The organism is Methylobacterium sp. PvP105 (assembly GCF_017876975.1).
In the GTDB taxonomy this organism is placed as follows: domain Bacteria; phylum Pseudomonadota; class Alphaproteobacteria; order Rhizobiales; family Beijerinckiaceae; genus Methylobacterium; species Methylobacterium radiotolerans.
In genome coordinates this window covers 6,533,341-6,550,964 of record NZ_JAGIPA010000001.1, presented here as the reverse complement: position 1 = coordinate 6,550,964, position 17,624 = coordinate 6,533,341, and the positions used below count along the sequence as shown (strand labels likewise).

At 71.6% G+C, this 17,624-nt stretch carries 15 protein-coding genes and 2 pseudogenes; 4 read left to right on the top strand and 13 right to left on the bottom strand.

The window, feature by feature from the left end:
- Nucleotides 1-5 precede the first annotated feature (5 nt).
- Nucleotides 6-278, bottom strand: a complete 273-nt coding sequence (locus J3A75_RS31770; protein ID WP_024828426.1) for a metal-sensing transcriptional repressor — start codon at nt 276-278, stop codon at nt 6-8.
- 108 nt (nt 279-386) lie between these two features.
- On the opposite strand from J3A75_RS31770, the gene J3A75_RS31765 reads away from it, so the two are divergent.
- A complete protein-coding gene (locus J3A75_RS31765) occupies nt 387-686 on the top strand; it encodes a hypothetical protein (RefSeq protein ID WP_071000283.1) in 300 nt (99 codons plus the stop codon).
- An 849-nt stretch (nt 687-1,535) separates the two neighbouring features.
- Here J3A75_RS31765 and J3A75_RS31760 read toward each other — a convergent pair.
- From J3A75_RS31760 to J3A75_RS31725, 8 genes are all read right to left on the bottom strand, one after another.
- Nucleotides 1,536-1,721 (bottom strand): hypothetical protein, encoded by a 186-nt coding sequence (locus J3A75_RS31760; protein WP_160532428.1) that lies wholly within the window; start codon nt 1,719-1,721, stop codon nt 1,536-1,538.
- A 259-nt stretch (nt 1,722-1,980) separates the two neighbouring features.
- A complete protein-coding gene (locus tag J3A75_RS31755; protein WP_024828429.1) occupies nt 1,981-2,271 on the bottom strand; it encodes a hypothetical protein in 291 nt (96 codons plus the stop codon).
- Between the two features lie 100 nt (nt 2,272-2,371).
- On the bottom strand, nt 2,372-2,542 hold the full coding sequence (locus J3A75_RS31750; protein ID WP_159392781.1) for a hypothetical protein: 171 nt from the start codon (nt 2,540-2,542) through the stop codon (nt 2,372-2,374).
- A 15-nt stretch (nt 2,543-2,557) separates the two neighbouring features.
- Nucleotides 2,558-3,499, bottom strand: coding sequence for a cation diffusion facilitator family transporter (locus tag J3A75_RS31745; RefSeq protein WP_043075180.1), 942 nt, complete (start codon nt 3,497-3,499; stop codon nt 2,558-2,560).
- 40 nt (nt 3,500-3,539) lie between these two features.
- Entirely contained in the window at nt 3,540-4,100 is a 561-nt protein-coding gene (locus J3A75_RS31740) for a threonyl-trna synthetase (RefSeq protein WP_089231486.1), read from the bottom strand.
- A gap of 5 nt (nt 4,101-4,105) precedes the next feature.
- The gene (locus J3A75_RS31735) at nt 4,106-7,354 is read right to left on the bottom strand and encodes an efflux RND transporter permease subunit (protein ID WP_043075181.1); all 3,249 of its coding nucleotides are present in this window, start codon (nt 7,352-7,354) and stop codon (nt 4,106-4,108) included.
- An 11-nt stretch (nt 7,355-7,365) separates the two neighbouring features.
- Complete coding sequence (locus tag J3A75_RS31730; RefSeq protein ID WP_071000282.1) at nt 7,366-8,733, bottom strand: efflux RND transporter periplasmic adaptor subunit; 1,368 nt, start codon at nt 8,731-8,733, stop codon at nt 7,366-7,368.
- A 793-nt stretch (nt 8,734-9,526) separates the two neighbouring features.
- Nucleotides 9,527-9,790, bottom strand: coding sequence for a hypothetical protein (locus J3A75_RS31725; protein WP_024828435.1), 264 nt, complete (start codon nt 9,788-9,790; stop codon nt 9,527-9,529).
- Nucleotides 9,791-10,056: 266 nt separating this feature from the next.
- Between J3A75_RS31725 and J3A75_RS31720 the strand changes: the two genes are divergently transcribed.
- On the top strand, nt 10,057-10,788 hold the full coding sequence (locus tag J3A75_RS31720; protein WP_043075184.1) for a YoaK family protein: 732 nt from the start codon (nt 10,057-10,059) through the stop codon (nt 10,786-10,788).
- Here J3A75_RS31720 and J3A75_RS31715 read toward each other — a convergent pair.
- Together J3A75_RS31715 and J3A75_RS31710 are read right to left on the bottom strand one after the other, a co-directional pair.
- Entirely contained in the window at nt 10,722-12,143 is a 1,422-nt protein-coding gene (locus J3A75_RS31715; protein WP_083374422.1) for an ATP-binding protein, read from the bottom strand. The genes J3A75_RS31720 and J3A75_RS31715 overlap by 67 nt on opposite strands.
- Nucleotides 12,140-12,886, bottom strand: a complete 747-nt coding sequence (locus J3A75_RS31710; protein ID WP_024828438.1) for a response regulator transcription factor — start codon at nt 12,884-12,886, stop codon at nt 12,140-12,142. Before J3A75_RS31710 ends, J3A75_RS31715 begins: the two co-directional genes overlap by 4 nt.
- Nucleotides 12,887-13,435: 549 nt before the next feature.
- Between J3A75_RS31710 and J3A75_RS31705 the strand changes: the two are divergent.
- A pseudogene (locus J3A75_RS31705) lies at nt 13,436-13,750 on the top strand (MgtC/SapB family protein); the annotation flags it as partial.
- Between the two features lie 63 nt (nt 13,751-13,813).
- On the opposite strand, the pseudogene J3A75_RS31700 reads toward J3A75_RS31705, so the two are convergent.
- Nucleotides 13,814-14,128 (bottom strand): annotated as a pseudogene (locus J3A75_RS31700) (IS256 family transposase); the annotation flags it as partial.
- Nucleotides 14,129-14,465: 337 nt separating this feature from the next.
- Here J3A75_RS31700 and J3A75_RS31695 point away from each other — a divergent pair.
- Nucleotides 14,466-16,661, top strand: coding sequence for a heavy metal translocating P-type ATPase (locus J3A75_RS31695; protein WP_071000281.1), 2,196 nt, complete (start codon nt 14,466-14,468; stop codon nt 16,659-16,661).
- 127 nt (nt 16,662-16,788) lie between these two features.
- Here J3A75_RS31695 and J3A75_RS31690 read toward each other — a convergent pair whose 3' ends face one another.
- Nucleotides 16,789-17,400 (bottom strand): SCO family protein, encoded by a 612-nt coding sequence (locus J3A75_RS31690; RefSeq protein WP_024828449.1) that lies wholly within the window; start codon nt 17,398-17,400, stop codon nt 16,789-16,791.
- Nucleotides 17,401-17,624 lie beyond the last annotated feature (224 nt).

Here is a 17,624-nt window from a genome sequence, read left to right as displayed (position 1 = left end):
GAGCCTCACAGGTACTTCGCCAGCGCCTTGAACTCGGCGAGCGCGGCCTTGGCTGTCGTGCCGCCGTCCCCGACCCCGTCGCCGATGCAGTGTTCCATGTGGTCCTCGATGAGGACGCGCTTGGCGCTGGCGATGGCGCTTTCGACCGCGTGGAGCTGCTGCGCGAGGTCCACGCAGGCGCGGCCCTCCTCGATCATGGCGATGACGCCGGCGAGGTGGCCGTTGGCGCGCCTCAGGCGCTTGACGATGTCCGGGTGGGAGGCGTGCGCACGTTCCATGTCGACGTGCTATCCCCCCGGATAGGATATGAGAAGGGAAATCGACGTTCCGGCGTCGGCTGGCTCGCTCCGAGAGAGGGGGGTCGGGTGTCCTCGTGGCGGCGTCTCATGGCGGCGGCCCTCGCATTCGCGCCGATGGCCGTCCTGGTCATGCCGACGATGGTCGATGGTCGTCGTGGGGCTACGACGCCTGTCGTGCACGCGTTCGCCGACCACGACCATGGCGCGGGCCGGCATGCCGAGGACGACTTGGCCGACCACGCCCAATCCCGCGCGCAGGACGCGATGCCCGTTCTCGCTCCGGCCGCCGGGGGCGCCGCCTGGACGGCCACGACGTTCCCGGTCGGCGACCGGCCCGTGCATGCCGCTGGCAGGGTCCGGGAGCCGTTCGAGCCACTGAGGGCGTGAGGAAGCCTGTCCGGTACCTGCACTCGAACGGCGGCACCGCGCGCCCACGCCTGCGGCCGACCGCCCATGGCATCGACATGTTCAGGCGTCCCCTCCCCGCGCCGCTGACCATCGCCGACGGCTTCCTGATCGCGACGTGGCGGCTCGGGGCGCAGGATGCCGGCCGCGCCCATCACGGCGAAGACGACCGGCGAGGTCGCCAGGCTGCGCATGGGCCGCGGCGACCGGATGGCGAAGGGCGAGGTCGTCACCCCGCTCGACGGCCGCGAGATCACCGAATCGAAGGGCGAGCACCCCGTCGCCAGGGTGTCCGCCGCCCCCCGGAGGCCGGTGTTCGAGCGCGACAAGGTCCTCTGTGCCAAGCGCATCATGTCCGAGCGGCAGTACCTGCGCTCGCAGGCGAGCTACCCGACCTCAAGGTCAGGGAGGACGCCGCCCGGCGCAAGCTCATCTTCCCGGGCCCGGGCACGGCCGAGATCGACGCCTGTCGAACCAGCCGGAGGCACAGTGCGAGCGTCAGGAGATCCGCTCACACATCGCGGGCAAGATCGTCGAGCGCCGCGTCGACCCTGGGGCCGCGGTCGGGCGGGACAACCTGGAGATCGAACTCTACTCGGTCGTCGACCTGTCGAAGGTCCGTGTCGGCCCCGCGGTGCGCGCAGGCGGCATGCCCCTGGTCGGCGAGCGTCCGGCGGTCACGGTCCGCGGCGAGGCGGCGAGGCGGCGAGCGGGCGCAACGTCTTCAACGTCGCCGCTCGGTTCTGGGATGTCGTTCCGAAGCCGGCCGGCCGGGGCTGGTGCGAGCTGTCGCCCGCGATGCCGGTCCGCCGCGGCCCCGAACAGGAGTCGTCATTGGCCCGGCCCGCCAGGGGGCGCCAACGCCAGGGCGCGCGCGAGGGCCAGGACCTCCTGGCGGTCCGCCCGGTGGCGCAGGCCCTGCCACGCCTGCAACATCGCGGCCGTCTCGGCGTGCTCTGCCAGCGCCGCCGAGCCATCGCGGAAGGCCGCCTCGGGGACGCCGAGCGCTGCGGCCACGCCCGCCAGGAGCACGGCCGTGGCGGGCCGGGCCGGCCGCGCGGGCTCCCCGGGCCCACCATCGACGCGGCTGCCGGAACGGCGCCGCCGAGAACGTCGGTCCCTCGAACCCATCGATATCCTCATGGCACTTCCGAGGGCCGTCCCCCCGAGACATCCCCCGATCGGACCGAGGTCCGCCCGGCGGGGCGGGAAGGCGGTCGCGCGGCGATCTTCGCCGTTCCGGGAGCCGCGGGCCGGCCGCACCGGGCCCCCGGCGTCAGGGATCCTTTCGGTCGAAGGTCCGGCGCAGGTCCCGCGCGAACGCCTTCGCGAGCTCCGGCGCCTCGGCCACCACCTCCTCGTAGAACCTCGTCCCGACCGGGCTCTCCTGGGTGTAGTCGGGGGGCAGGTCGCCGATCGTGCTGGCGATCTCGCGGAAGACCACTTCCCGCTCGTGAGGCGGCAATTTTTGCATGACGAGATGCATCATCGCTATCGTGGATGTCCGCAATACCGCGATCATCGCCGTGGTGGTCACCGCGAAGTGATGCGTCTGCTCGCTGTTCATGATCTATCGCCTCGCATCGCCCCCGAAACCTCCCGTGCGCCCGCGCGCGATTGACAAAGGCCGGCCTCGCCGGAGCACATCCCGATCCACGACGGGCACCTCAATGAAACCTGCCCTTCATGGCCATGATCAGAAGCAGCGCGACAGCGATCCCCATCGAGTAGACCACCATCGCCCGGTTGGCGGCCTTGCGGACGTAGGGCCTGACGCGTCGCCTGCCGCGTGGCCTCGACGTCCAGTCGGGTTGGAGCCGCTCCGATTTCTTGCTCATGTCCGACGCCCCCGGTCACACCGGCAGGTGCGCGCCCTCGGCCGCGAGCGCCTCGTCCTCGACCTGGACCGTGACGTGCTCGATGCCGTGCCGCTCCTTCATCAGCCCGCGGACGGCCCGGATGACGGCGGGACCGCCGGCGGGGTCGTCGACCACCACGTGGCCGCTCATCGCGTCGAACCCGGAGGTGAGCGTCCACGCGTGCAGGTCGTAGGCGCGCCGGACGCCCGGCATCGCCTCGATCTCGGCCTTCAGGGCCGCGAGGTCGACGCCCGGGGGCGTCCCCTCCAGCAGGATGTGCAGGGCCTCGCTCAGCAGGCGCCACGTCCGCGGGACGATGAACAGCCCGATGCCGGCCCCGACCAGCGGGTCCACCCAGCGAACGCCGGTCCACATCACCACGAGCGCCGCGACGATGACGCCGAGCGAGCCCAGCATGTCGGAGAAGACCTCGAAGTAGGCACCCTTGACGTTGAGGCTCTCGGACGATCCGCCCGACAGAAGTCGCATGCTGGCGAGGTTGACGCCGAGGCCGACGAGCGCCACCAGCATCATCGGCCAGCCGAGGATCTCGGTCGGCTCGACGAAGCGGCGGTAGGCCTCGAAGAGGATGTAGACGGTCACCCCGAGCAGCACGACGGCGTTCGCGAGCGCCGCCAGGATCTCGAAGCGCATGTAGCCGAAGCTCTTGCCCGGCGTCGGGGCCTTGCCCGCGTAGTGGATGGCGAGCAGCGACAGGGCGAGACCGCCCGCGTCGGTGACCATGTGCGCGGCGTCCGCGAGCAACGCCAGGCTGCCGGTGAGCAGGCCGCCCACCACCTCGGCGAACATGTACGTGAGGGTCAGCGCCAATGCCCAGGCGAGGCGCCCCTTGTTCCGGGCGGCCGCCGAGCCGGAGGGGATGCCACCGCCGTGCGAGTGCCCATGGCCGCCGCCGTGCGCGTGTCCGTGTCCCATGCCTACCTTCCGGATGTGCTGCGTTGCGAGGGGGGCGGCCTCACGGACCGTCCGTCCCGATGAGGTCGGCGACGTGCGCGCCGGCCGGATGCCCGGTCGCGGCGCGATGGGCCTGCGAGCAGGCCGCGTAGCCCGGGCCGAAGGCGGCCATCACGAGCTGGCGCCGCCCGTCGGCGGTCCCGCGGCTGGCAAGGAGCGCACGGCCGCCGGGCCAGACCTCGGAACCTGCCGACGGGCCGGGCCCGGGCTCGCCGTAGCGGCGCACGCCCTCGTCGTGGATGGTCCTGCGCGAACGCTCCAGCGCCTCCCCGGACAGGGGCACGCCGACCCAGACCATCTCCTGGAGTCCCTCGTCCCGGCAGACCACCAGGACCACCTCCGCGGTCTCCGATCCGGTGGCCGGCCCCCACCCGCTGGGATAGTAAAGGCCGGTCAGGTTCGCCTCGCGGTCGACCTTGAGCGGCCGCGGCACGGTGGCGACCGGGCCCCAGGCGAGACCGAACGGGGCCTCGCGGCCGGGGGCCTCCTCCGCCCGCGCCGCGTGCGACAGGTTCAGGACGCACAGCGCGGTGGCCGTCGCGAGTCCGGCGATTTCCCGCATCGCGCCTACTCCGCCGCCTTGAGGTGCCGGGGGGCCGCCTCGCCCGGCCGCTGGGCCGCCTTCGCGGGCTCGACCTTGCCGAAGCGCGCATAGAGGGCCGGCAGCACCACCAGGGTCAGTAGGGTGGCGCTGATCAGGCCGCCGATGACCACGGTGGCGAGCGGCCGCTGGATCTCGGCGCCGGTCTCGGTGGCGATGGCCATGGGCACGAAGCCGAGCGACGCGACGAGGGCGGTCATCGCCACCGGCCGCAGCCGGGTCATGGCGCCCTCCAGGATCGCCTCCCGCTTCGGCCGGCCCTCGGCTACGAGCTGCTTGATGAAGGTCAGCATCACGAGGCCGTTCAGCACCGCCACGCCCGAGAGCGCGATGAACCCGACCGCCGCCGGCACCGAGACGGGCATCCCGCGCAGCCACAGGGCCACGATGCCACCGGTCAGCGCCAGCGGCACGGCGCTGAACACGAGGAGCGCGTCGCGCGGGCTGCCCAGCGCCGAGTAGAGCAGCAGGAAGATCAGGAAGAAGCACACCGGCACCACGACGGCGAGCCGCTTCTTGGCCGAGGCGAGGTTCTCGAACTGCCCGCCCCAGGTCACGTAGTAGCCGGGCGGCAGCTGCACCTGGCTCCCGACCTTCACCTGGGCCTCCGCCACGAGCGAGCCGATGTCGCGCCCGCGGACGTTGGCGGTGACGACGACCCGGCGCTTGCCGTTCTCGCGCGAGATCTGGTTCGGCCCCTCCGCGACGGAGAAGCTGGCGACCTGCTTGAGCAGGACCGAGGTCGCCCGGCCGTTCAGGCCGGGCGGCAGCGGCACCGGGATGTTCTCCAGGGCTTCCCGGTCCTCGCGCACCGTGTCGGTGAGGCGCACCACGATGGGGAAGCGCCGGTCGCCCTCGAACACGACCCCGGCGTCCCGGCCGCCGATCGCCGCGCCGATGACGTCCTGGATCGCCCCGGTACTGAGGCCGTAGCGGGCCGCCTCGGCCTTGTTGATCTTGATCTCCAGGAACGGCAGGCCCGCCGTCTGCTCGACCTTAACGTCCTCGGCGCCCTCGATGCCCCTGAGGATGGCCGCGACCTGGTTGGCGACCTTGAGCATCGGCTCGAACTCCTCGCCGAACACCTTCACGGCGAGGTCGCCGCGGCTGCCGGCGAGCAGCTCGTTGAACCGCAGCTGGATCGGCTGGGAGAACTCGTAGACGTTGCCGGCGAGTTGCCCGACCGCCTTCTCGATCTGCTCCTGCAGCTCCGCCTTGGGCAGCTCCGGATCCGGCCACTCCTCCTGCGGTTTGAGGATCACGAAGGTGTCGGACGAGTTCGGCGGCATCGGGTCCGAGGCGACCTCGGCGGTGCCGGTCTTCGAGAAGACGTAGGCGACCTGCGGGAACTTCGAGACCACCTGCTCGACCTTGAGCTGCATAGCCTGCGACTGGCTCAGCGAGGTCGAGGGGATGCGGGTCGCGTTGAGCGCGATGCTCTTCTCGTCCAGCGTCGGGATGAACTCGGTGCCGAGCCGGGTGAACAAGGCTCCCGCGACGACGAGCAACAGCAGGGCCCCGCCGACGAACGCGAAGGGCGCCCTGACCGCGGCGCCGAGCACAGGCCGGTAGGCTCCCTTGAGCGCCCGGATGATCAGGTTGTCCTTCTCGGTGACCTTGCCCGTGATGACGATGGCGATCAGCGCCGGCACGAAGGTCAGCGAGAGCACAAAGGCGGCGACCAGCGCGATGATCACGGTCAGCGCCATCGGCTGGAACATCTTCCCCTCGACGCCGGTGAAGGTCAGCAGGGGCACGTAGACCAGGATGATGATCGCCTGCCCGTAGAGGGACGGCTTGATCATCTCCTCGGCCGAGGCCCGCACCGTCTGCAACCGTTCCTCGGTGTCGAGGGTCCGGCCCAGCGCATGCTGTTTCTCGGCGAGGTGGCGCAGGGCGTTCTCGGTGATGATCACCGCCCCGTCGACGATCAGCCCGAAGTCGAGGGCGCCGAGGCTCATCAGGTTGGCCGAGATCTTCGCCTCGACCATGCCGGTCATGGTCATCAGCATGGCGACCGGGATCACCAGCGCCGTGATGATCGCCGCCCGGATGTTGCCGAGCAGCAGGAACAGGATGACGATGACGAGGGTCGCGCCCTCGGACAGGTTCTTGGCCACCGTCTTCACGGTCGCCTCCACCAGGCGGGTCCGGTCGAGGACGGTCTGGACCTCGACGCCGGGCGGCAGGCTCTTGCGGATCTGGTCCATCTTGGCGTCGACGGCGGCCGCGACCGTGCGGCTGTTCTCGCCGATCAGCATCAGCGCGGTGCCGACCACGACCTCCCGCCCGTCCTCGCTGCCCGAGCCGGTGCGCAGGTCGCGGCCGATGCGGACCTCGGCGATGTCCTTGATCCGCACCGGGATGCCGCCGCGGGTCGCGACCACGACGTTGCCGATGTCGTCCATGTTCTCCAGGCGGCCGGCGGCGCGGACGACGTAGCCCTCGCCGTTGTCCTCCAGGTAGCGGGCGCCCTGGTTGGCGTTGTTGGTGTCGAGGGCGCGCCCGACGTCCGCGAAGGACAGGTCCAGGGACGCGAGCTTCGTGGGATTGGGCTGGACGTGGTACTGCTTCTCGAAGCCGCCGATCCCGTCGACCCCGGCAACGCCGGGCACGGTCTTGATCAGCGGCCGGATGATCCAGTCCTGGACCGTGCGCAGGAAGGCGGTCTGCTCCAGCGGGGTCCTGAGGCGCTGGCCCTCGGGGGTCAGGTAGCTGCCGTCCGGCTGCCAGCCGGGCTTCCCGCCCTGCGAGACCTTGCGGTCGCCCGGTTTCGCGTAGTGGATCGACCACATGTAGATCTCGCCGAGGCCCGTCGAGATCGGGCCCATCGCGGGCTCGGCGCCCGGCGGCAGGTCTTTCTTGACCTGGGCAAGGCGCTCGGCGACCTGCTGGCGGGCGAAGTAGATGTCGAGGGTCTCGGCGAAGACCGCGGTGACCTGCGAGAAGCCGTTGCGCGAGAGCGAGCGGGTGTATTCGAGGCCCTTGATGCCGGCGAGCGCCGTCTCGACCGGGTAGGTGACCTGCTTCTCGATGTCGACCGGCGACAGCGACGGCGCCGTCGTGTTGATCTGCACCTGGTTGTTGGTGATGTCGGGCACCGCGTCGATCGGCAGCTTGGTCACCGCGTAGCCGCCGAAGCCGGCGGCGAGCAGGGACAGCAGGAGGATCAGCCAGCGCTGGTGGACGGAGAAGTCGAGGATGCGGGCGATCATGGTCCGTCCCCTCAATGGTCGTGGTCGGCTTCGGACTTGCCGAGCTCGGCTTTCAGCAGGAAGGTGTTGCCGACCGCGAGTTCGTCGCCGGCCTTCAGGCCCGAGGCGACCTCGACGGCGTCGTCGTCGGACCGGCCGAGTTCGACCTCGCGCTTCTCGAACCCCTCCGGCGTCCGCACGAAGACGACGCTCTTGCCCTCGACCGTCTGGACCGCCGCCTTGGGCACGCGGACGGCGACGTCGTCGCGCGAGACGTCCACCTCGGCGGTGACGTAGGTCCCCGGGCGCCAGGACATGTCCTTGTTCGGCAGGGCGACGACGACCCGCGCGGCGCGGGTGTCGGCGTTGAGCAGCGGGCTGACGAAGATGACCTTGCCCCGGGCCTTCCGCTCGCCGTCCCCCTGGTCCGGGGTGACCGTGACCTCCGCGCCCTCCTTCACCTTGGCGAGTTCCGAGGTCGGCACGGAGAGCTCGATCCAGACCGTCGAGAGGTCGGCGACGGTGTACACGTCGGCGGGGTCGCCCTCCTTGCCCACCGCGGTGCCGACGTCGACCTTGCGTTCGACGATCCGGCCCGCGAGCGGCGAACGCAGCTCGTACTGGCGCAGCGTCGAGGCGTTGGGCGTCGCCTCGTCGCGCTTCTGGGCGGCGGCGACCTCCGCGGCGTTCAGGCCGAGCGCAGAGAGCTTCTGCCGGGCGAGGTCGACGCGCAATTGGTTCTCCTGGAACACGGCCTTGGCGTTGTCGTACGCGGCCTGAGACGCCGCCGCGGACGCCAGCAGCTTCTGCTGGCGCTCGAAGTTGATCTTCTGCAGGTCCGACTGCACCATGGCGGTGAGGTACTCGCTCTTGGCGTCGGCGACCTCGCGGCTGTCGAGCACGGCGACGACGTCGCCCTTCCTCACGTCGTCACCCAGGCGTTTGCGCATCTCGGACACCGTGCCGACGACCCGGACCGGGACCCGGGCGATCCGGTCGGTGTCCGGCGTGATGGTGCCCGGCGCGAGGATGTGCCGGGAGATCGTCCCGCCCTCCGCCTTGGCGACCTTGATGTCCTGGTTCTCCACCTGCTCGGCGCTCATCTTGATGTGGCCTTCCTCGCCCTCCGACTCGGAGTGCTCGTGCTCGCCGCGCGCCTGGCCGTCGGCCTTCCCGGCCGAGGGCTTGCCGTGGTCGTGGCCGTCGTCCGCGGTCTCGGCGGGTCCCTTGGCTGGCTCCTTGGCGGGGGCACTTGTAGCCGGCCCTGCGGCGTACGTGACCATCGACGGCGGCACGCCGACCGCGGTCAGGAGGCCGCGGACGAAGCCGGAGACGGCGGGAAGGGTGGCGCCCGCAAAGACGCCGGCGGCCACGAGGACCGCGGTCAGAAAGATGCGCATGATGTTCGCTCGGCCGAGACCGTGCGCCGTCAGGGACGGCGCCGTCGTTGATGCTGGGTGACGTGCGGCGACGCCCCGGAAGCGATCAGCTCCGCGCGGACGCGCCCGTGGCAGCGTCGCCTCAGGCGCGCGGGGGCCTCGGCAGGCGGTCCGGGAAGACCGAGCGGACGGACGCGGCGACCCGCGCGTAACTCAGGCGCGAGGCCATGACAGGCGTGGCCGCAGTCGTGCCATGCGGACTGACGGCGAGGTGACAGCCGCAATGGAGATGGCTGTGCACACCCGGGTCGGCGGCCCTATCCGCAGCCGCCCCCTCGTCGGACGCGACGGCGAGTTCCGTGCGGCCGTGCCCGTGATGCCCCTGGTGGTACGCTAGGTCAGAGGCCATTCCGGCGCTCGGCGCCGCCATGGCGAGCGCCAGGACCAGGGCGAGCGCGCGCGCGGCGGTCGACCACCACCCCATGACCGCCCCGAAGGACCTATGGCTCCGCGCCGCTGGCATCACCGCCCTTATGACCGATTAGAGGATTCGACCGCAAGCCATCGCCATCCAGGTCGCCGGCCGGAGCGAAGGTTGTCCGGGCGCCCCCACGTACCCGCCCCGACTGGCGTCGGGGCGGGCGTTCCACGGCACGCTTGAGGGGCAGACGACGCACCGTGAACCCTTTGTCGCGCGGGCCGGCTCAAGCGAGCGCGTAGCCGATGCTCGCGGCGAGAACCGCGAAGACGACGAGGAGGGGCAGCAGTCGCATGACGGCATCTCCACCCTTCGCCTCCACCGCCCGCGCGGCTGTCACCTCTTGCCGCTGGCGTCCTGGCTGTGCCCGTGGGCGTGGCCGTCGTTGGCGCCGTGCGCCGGCGTGCCGTCGGACCGCCGCTCCTGCGACTCACGGACCCGCGGATCGTCGCGGTGGGCGGGTCCGCCGGAGACGCCGCCGGTGTTCGGGACCGCGCGCTCGGGGTTCGCCGCGTTTCCGTGCCCGTCGATCGCGAGCGCGGGCAGCGCGGCCGCGGCGAGCGTCGCGACGGCGAGGGCGGCGGTGAGCGTCCTCTTCATGGGTCCATCTCCTGTCCGGTCTGCGGTCGGGCCGACCGCTTCGGGACCCGAGATAGACGACCCGTATGTCTGCCGGTCGCCGCGTCGGTGACGAAGTGTGTCCGCTCCGCACACGGGCATCCGGGCCTGTCGCAGCCCGGACGATCGCGTCGACACACTTCGTCACCGTCCGGAAAAGCCGCGACCACGGGGCGGCCTTAACCCTGGCGGCAGCCCGGCGCGACCGAGCGAGGCCGGAACACCCACCCGAAGATCATAGGTGACGAATGGACAAATCCTTCCCGTCGAGCCCAGCGACGCGCGTGCCGCTCGCCATCGCGCTGGCCGCGCTGGCGGGCTCCGCGGACTCGATCGGATTCCTCGAACACTCGCAGCTGTTCATGTCGTTCATGAGCGGGAACACGACCCGCTTCGGGGTCGCGGCCAGCGGTTTCGACTGGCCGGGAGCCATGCGCTTCGGCAGCACCATCTCTCTGTTCTGCTTCGGCGCCTTCGTCGGGACGCTTCTGGCGGCTTGGGCCGGCCGGTGGCGCCTCTCGGTCCTGCTCGGCGTCCAGGCCGTGCTGCTGTCCATCGGCAACCTCCTGCCGGAGGGACCGGAGGCGTTCCCGCTTCACGCGTACCCGGTCGTGCTGGCGTTGGGGATCCTCAACGCGACGCTGCAGGACGAGGGCGGCCGAAGCCTTGCGCTGACCTACGTCACGGGAACGGTCGTGCGCTTCGGGACCGGGCTCGCGAACATGGTCCTGCACGAACCCGCGCCCTCCTTCTGGCTCCAGGCCCCGCTCTGGGGGGGCCTGACCGCGGGGGCGGTCGCGGGCGGCTTCCTGCAGAGGCTGCTCGGGCCCGACGCCTTCCTCGTGCCCGCCGCGCTCTCAGCGGCGCTGGCGGCAGCCACGCTGCTACTGACGCTGGCGCTGCCGGGCAGCGCCTACGTGTCCAACGCGCGGTCGGCGCAGCCGGACGCGCACCCCGACGCGCCGGCGACCGCGCGCTGAGGGCCGGCCGGGGGGACGCCGCCCTGACCGCGCCCGCCCGGCCGAGGCAGGCGGATCTCGGCCCGTAGGCCTCCCCCGGGCCGGTTCGCCAGGCGGAGGCTGCCACCCTCGGCCTCGACCGCCCGTCGCGCGATGGTCAGTCCCAGGCCGGTCCCGCCCGTGTTCCGGTTTCGCGACGCCTCCAAACGCACGAACGGCTCGAAGGCCCGGGCCACGTCCTCCGACGGGATACCGGGCCCGTCGTCGTCGACGTGCACCACGAGGTCACCGTCTTCGAAGCCCAGGGCGATGCGCACCCGGTCGCCGTAGCGGACGCCGTTGTCGACGAGGTTTTCCAGTGCCCGCCGAAGCGCGACCGGCCTCACTTCCGCCAGCGCCCGTCCGGGGCCGGCATACGCGACATCCCGGCCGGCGTCCGCCGAGGCGTCCGCCACCCCCATCAGGAGGCTCGCGACGTTGACGGCCTGCCGCGCTTCCGGGTCGTCGCCGCCGCGCACGTAAGCCAGGGTCGCCTCGACCATGGCCTGCATCTCGTCGAGGTCCGCCGCCATCGCGCGACGCTCGTCGGCGTCCTCGACCCGGTCGAGGCGCAGGCGGAGCCGGGCGATGGGCGTGCGCAGGTCGTGCGAGACCGCCGCCAGCGCCTGGGTCCGCTCGGCGACGAGACCGTGGATGCGGTCCTGCATGGCGTTCAGCGCGCGCCCGATCCCACGCGTCTCGTCCGGCCCCACCTCCGGCACCGGTACGACCGCCCCGCGGCCGATCCGCCCGGTGGCGCGGGTCAACTCGCGCAGGGGGCCGGCGATGCGGTGAACCACGACCACGGCGGCGACACCGACCAGGATGGCCATCGCCGTCGCCAGGTAGGCCCAGGCCCCCAGGCGGGCGAGGCCCGGCGCGTGGGCCGAGCGGAAGGTCAGGTAGCCGCCGTCAGGCAGCGGGAAGGCGCCGCGCAGGTCCCGCTGGCGCAGCGGCTCGTCCGGCGCGGCCAGGGTCAACGCAAGCTTCGGGCCGAGCACCGGCTCGACCTCCAGGACACGGTCTCGGAGGTCCAGCAGCGCCGGGTCGGTCCCGACGGCCCCGGCTGGCGGCCCACGTTCCCAGCCGATCTCGAAATGCGCCGAAGAGAGCGCCTGCGCCTCGGTCCCGCGATCCTCCGGAGGCCGGCGCAGCACCGCCTCGCGCGCCAAGACGAGTTGGTGGGCGATCTCGGTCGCGAACGCGTCATCGGCGGCGGCCGACGCCGACCGGCGGTAGAGCGCGAGCGCGCCGCCGTGCACGGCCAGGACCGCCAACAGGAGGACGGCGACCGTGCGCCCTTCCAGGCTGCGGGCGAGGCCGGCCAGCCCCCTCAAGTGCGCCCGACCTTCGCGGCCAGCATGTAGCCGGAGCCGCGCACCGTCTTGATCACCGGGGCCGCGCCCTCGGGCGGTTCGAGCTTGCGCCGGAGGCGGCTGACCAGGGTGTCGACGCTGCGGTCGGATGGCGCGGCGAGGCGCCCGCGGCCCATCTCAAGGATCTGCTCGCGGCCGAGCACCCGCCCGGGATGCTCCAGGAAGACCAGGAGCAGGTCGTGCTCCGCCCCCGACAGGTCCACGGCGGCTCCCTCGGGATCGGTCAGGGCCCGGCTGCGCAGGTCGAGGCGCCAGCCGGCGAAGGACAGCGTCTCCGGCCGCGCCGCGGCGTTGGGAGCCGGCGCGATGGTCGCGCGGCGCAGCACCGCGCGGATGCGGGCCAGCAGCTCCGGCCGTCCGAACGGCTTGGCGATGTAATCGTCGGCGCCGAGCTCCAAGCCAAGGACCCGGTCGGCCTCCTCGTTGCGGGCGCTCAGCATGATGACGGGTACGGTGCCCTTCACCCTGAGGGCCTTGAGCAGGTCGAATCCGGAGGCGCCCGGCAGCATGACGTCGAGCAGGACGAGGTCGACGGGCACCTCGGGCAGGAGCGTCCACATCTCGGCGCCGCTCCGGCAGCCCGTCACGCGGTAGCCGCTCTCCCGAAGGATGCGCGCGACGAGCACGCGCATGCCGTCATCATCCTCGACGAGGAGGATGTGCTCCGTCGGGGAAGCCCCGCCCCGTTCACCGCCCTGCTCCATCAGGCGCCTGTCCCGCCGGCCGGCGAGGGACTGCCCGTCGGGGCCGCGGCAAGGAACCTCTTGGCCGCCGGCCACCAGGGGGCTGTCCGAAGGGGTGCGGCAGGGGAGCCGCAAGGTCGGCCGGCCTCGACGGCCCGAGCCTCGGCCTTGTCCGCGTGTGGCGCCCTCGTCATGAACCCTCCACCGTGTCGGCCGAGGACGGCCCATGCAAGGGCAGGCTTCCCGGCCCTCGACGGGATCGTCGCGCCCTGCCGCGGGGCGCGGTCGCCCCCCGAGCCGGCCGACCGAGACCTGTCCCGTTCGCGTCAAACCGTGTCAAGGCCGCCTGTCCGCACTGAAGGCCGTTATCATCGCGGTTCTAGTAGGTCCGAGGACGCTCCCGCCGGTCCCCCCGGGGCGGCCCATCTTGACCACGCCCCTTTCTCGTCGCGACGCCGCATGCCGGTCCTGGCCATGACGCCGTTCCAAACGAACGCGCGGTCGGTGGCCTCCCACCTCATCCGCCCTTCATTGGCGCCCGCGATCCCGATCGGATGAGACCGCGAGCGGAATGCGCGCTCCGCAGGGATTCGGACCTTCCCCCTTGGCTCCATCGCCGCCTGCGGCTTCGTGTGGGTCGCCATTCGGGCCGTCGGGATCGACCCCGGCAATCCCGCCAGCATCATCGAAGGCTTGGCCACCGGCGTAGGCTTCATCGGCGGCGGCGCGGTCCTCCAGCGCGCCCGGCGTACGTCGGGTACGGCCACGGCTGAGAGCTTGTGGGCGACGGGCGCGGTCGGCGCGGCGGCGGTCTCAGGCCTCCACGACGTCGCCCCCATCCTGATCATCGTGATGTTCCTCGCCTGCGCCGACTCGCGCCCCTGAATCGGCCATGGGCGTCGCATCTGCCTGGATCTCCCAATCCGCGGAAGCGATGCGCCGCGCCTATTTCGGCGGGAGCGTCGAAGTGAAGCGGCCCCGGTCCAGAAACCCGTTCCAGCCGTGTTTCTGGACGCGAACGCATGCTATAGGCTTCAGGCCGATGCCAGTCTGGAGAGCTCGCTCGGGACCGTGGCCGTACCGCACAAGCCGGACGCGCCCTTCCGGCAGCCGCAGATCCTGCATCGCGCTCGGGACGACGTCCGCTTCCATCTCGAAAGCTTGAGCGAGCGGGCGGCGGTCGCCGGTGCGCAGCACCTCTACCGGGCGATCGTCGACGTCCTCGGGCTGACGAAGCCGGACGACGTTGGGCGGTGTCTCCATGCCGGATCGCTCTCGCCGAGAGGTTCTGGCAGGCCAGGACACCCGCCCCGATACGCCGCCTTCAAATCACCGCCGTCGCTCGATCTCCGGCATTGCTCGATGGCGGAAGCCCCCGGCATTTACCTTGGTGGCAGCCCGACAGGCGGCCGAACGACACCTGGAGACTCACCCTTCGGCCGGACCAGGATCGGATGCGGGGTACCCCCGGCGGATCGTCGGCTTCTTGAGCCCGGCGCGACACTCAGGAGCGCGGTGGACCTCGCCCCGAACATGGGGCTTGAACCTCTAGTCGGTAGAGGTCGTACACGCCCTGGCGAGGCGACAAGGACCACGTTCCATGAATCCCACACTGGCTACCTCCCGCTACCGCATCGCCGGCATGGACTGCGCCGCCTGTGCGGCCAAGATCACGAACGCCGTGCGCCGCGTGCCCGGCGTCTCCGACGTGTCGGTGTCGGTCACAGCCGGGACGATGACCGTCGAGCATGAGGATGACCCGCATCTCGGAGTCGCCGTGGTCCGCCAGGTCAACGGCCTCGGCGGTTATCGCGCCGCGCCCCTGTCCCAGGCGACTCAGGCCGACGTCGATGGCACCGGCACCCATAGCCATGGCCCCGACAATGCGAACGGGCAGGCCCAGAGCCACGACCATGGGACGCCAGCGGCGGAACCGTGGTGGCAGGGTGCCAAGATCCGCTTGGCAGCCGCGAGCGGCTGCGCCTTTGCACTGGCCTGGCTCGCCGCCAAGGTCGTCCCGGCCTACGAGCCCTGGTTTTACGGCGCCGCCGTCCTCGTCGGGCTCGTCCCCATCGCCCGGCGCGCCTTCGCCGCAGCTCGGTTCGGCACGCCCTTCACCATCGAAAGCCTCATGACGATTGCGGCCGCGGGCGCCCTCGTCATCGGGGCCGCCGAGGAGGCCGCCGCGGTGGTGTTCCTGTTCCTGATCGGCGAGCTGCTGGAGGGCGTGGCGGCCGGCCGGGCCAGGGCCTCGATCCAGGGCCTCGCGGCGCTGGTTCCCAAGACCGCCCTGGTCGAGCGCGACGGCACCACGACCGAGGTGCCCGCCGAGCAGCTGACCGTCGGTTCGGTCATCCTGGTGCGGCCCGGTGACCGCATCGCCGCCGACGGCGAGGTGGCCGAGGGGACCGGCGCCGTCGACGAGGCGCCGGTCACCGGCGAGAGCACGCCCAAGCGCAAGGGGGTGGGCGATGCCGTCTTCGCCGGCACCGTCAACGCGGATGGGGTGCTGCGCGTGCGCGTGACGGCGGCGGCGGCCGACAACACCATCGCGCGGATCGTGCAGCTGGTGGAGGAAGCGCAGGAGGCCAAGGCTCCGACCGAACGTTTCATCGACCGCTTCTCCACCTATTACACACCCGCCGTCGTCGCGGTCGCGGCGCTCGTCGCGGTCGTGCCGCCGCTGGTGTTCGGCGGGGCCTGGGGCGAATGGATCTACAAGGGCTTGGCGATCCTGCTGATCGGCTGCCCCTGCGCGCTGGTCATCTCGACGCCGGCGGCCATCGCCGCTGCCCTCTCGGCCGGCGCCCGGCGCGGCTTGCTGATGAAGGGCGGCACGGTGCTGGAGGGGCTCGGCGCCATCAAGGCCGTGGCCTTCGACAAGACGGGCACCCTGACCGAGGGCAGGCCCAAGGTGACGGACATCGTGGCGATCGGGCGGTCCGAGGACCAGGTGCTGTCCCTCGCCGCGGCGCTGGAGACCGGATCGAGCCACCCGCTGGCGCTCGCCATCCTGGGGCGGGCCAAGGCCGCGGGCGTGCCGGTGCCCCCCGTGAGCGACGCTTCGGCCCTTGGCGGCAAGGGCATCCTCGGCCGGGTCGGCGGCAAGGCGGTGTTCCTCGGCTCGCCGGCCGCGGCGGCGGAACGCGTCACCGTGCCCGAGGAGCACCGAACGCGCATCGCGGCGCTCAACGGCGAGGGAAAGACCGTGTCCGTGCTGCTCGACGGCGACGCGCTCGCCGGCTTCGTCGCGATGCGCGACGAGCCGCGCGCCGACGCACGGGCCGGCATCGAGGCGCTCAGGGCCTCGGGCGTGGAGCCGGTGATGCTGACCGGCGACAACCGGCTGACCGCCGAGGCGATCGGGCGGGATCTGGGCCTCGCGGTGCGGGCCGAGCTGTTGCCGCAGGACAAGCAACGCATCGTCCGCGAGTTGCAGGCGGGCGGCCGGAAGGTCGCCAAGGTCGGGGACGGCATCAACGACGCGCCGGCCCTCGCCGCGGCCGACATCGGCATCGCGATGGGGGGTGGCACCGACGTGGCGCTTGAGACCGCGGACGCGGCGGTGCTGCACGGTCGGGTCACGGATGTGGCCACCATGATCGCGTTGTCGAAGCGGACCATGGGCAACATCCGTCAAAACATCGCGGTCGCGCTGGGGTTGAAGGCGGTATTCCTGGTGACGACCGTGATCGGCGCGACGGGGCTGTGGCCGGCGATCCTGGCCGACACCGGCGCCACCGTGCTCGTCACCATGAACGCGCTTCGGCTCCTAGCACCCATCCGGAGCGCCTGAGACGTGGCGGACCGTCCGCGCCGCTGACTTCCGGCAGTCAGCGTCCGTTGACGGCCGCCCCGTGCGGGTAGCGCCCCGCCTTGGACGAAGGACGTGGCGTCGGAGGGCGCTGCATCGGCCCTCCGCCTCAGCGAGCGATCAGCCGCCTCAGCTTCAGCAGGCGGGTTTCTCTCGGTTCGTGGGGGTCGAGCGCGTTCGCCATCCCGCCCCCAGGGCGCATCAGGTAGGTCGTAGCCGTGTGGTCCATCGTGTAACCGCCGCCCTCGATCGGGACTTTTCGGAAGTAGGCGTGGTAGGCCCTCGCGGCCGCCTCGACCTCCGCGATCGTCCCGGTGAGGCCGACGATGCGCGGGTCGAAGGCCCGGAGGTAGTCGGCGAGGATCTGCTTTGTGTCCCGTTCGGGATCGACCGTGACGAACAAGGCAGTGACCTTGTCCGCATCCGGGCCAAGCGCCGCCAAGAGCTCGGTCATCTCCAAGAGGGCGGTCGGGCACACCTCCGGGCAGTGGGTGAAGCCGAAGAAGACCGCGAGTGGCCTGCCTTCGAAGTCACCATCCGTCAGCACCTCGCCCTTGTGGCTTGTCAGACGGAAAGGGCCTCCGATTTGGGTTCGGTCCGGTGTCGACGCCATCCGCCGTGGCTTCGGCTCGAAGAGGCCGTTGCCGTAGAGGCCAAACGCGACCAGGGCCGCCAGGGAGAGCGTCCAGGGACCGGCCCGCACGATGCGAAGTCTCTTCATCGGAGTTTCCCATGATGCCCGCGCCCTTTTGACCGACCATGCTTCCGGCGGCGCGATGGAGGATCGCGCCGGGGAGGAGGCGACGAATGGGGCAGCGCGGGAGGTGATCTCCGCATCCCCAGGATCGAACAGAGTGGGAGCACGCGGCGATCCTGAAGCAGCATCGCACCGTGAGCGCGCCAGGGACGGGACATGGGACGCTGGAGTGATACTTGTCCTCGCGG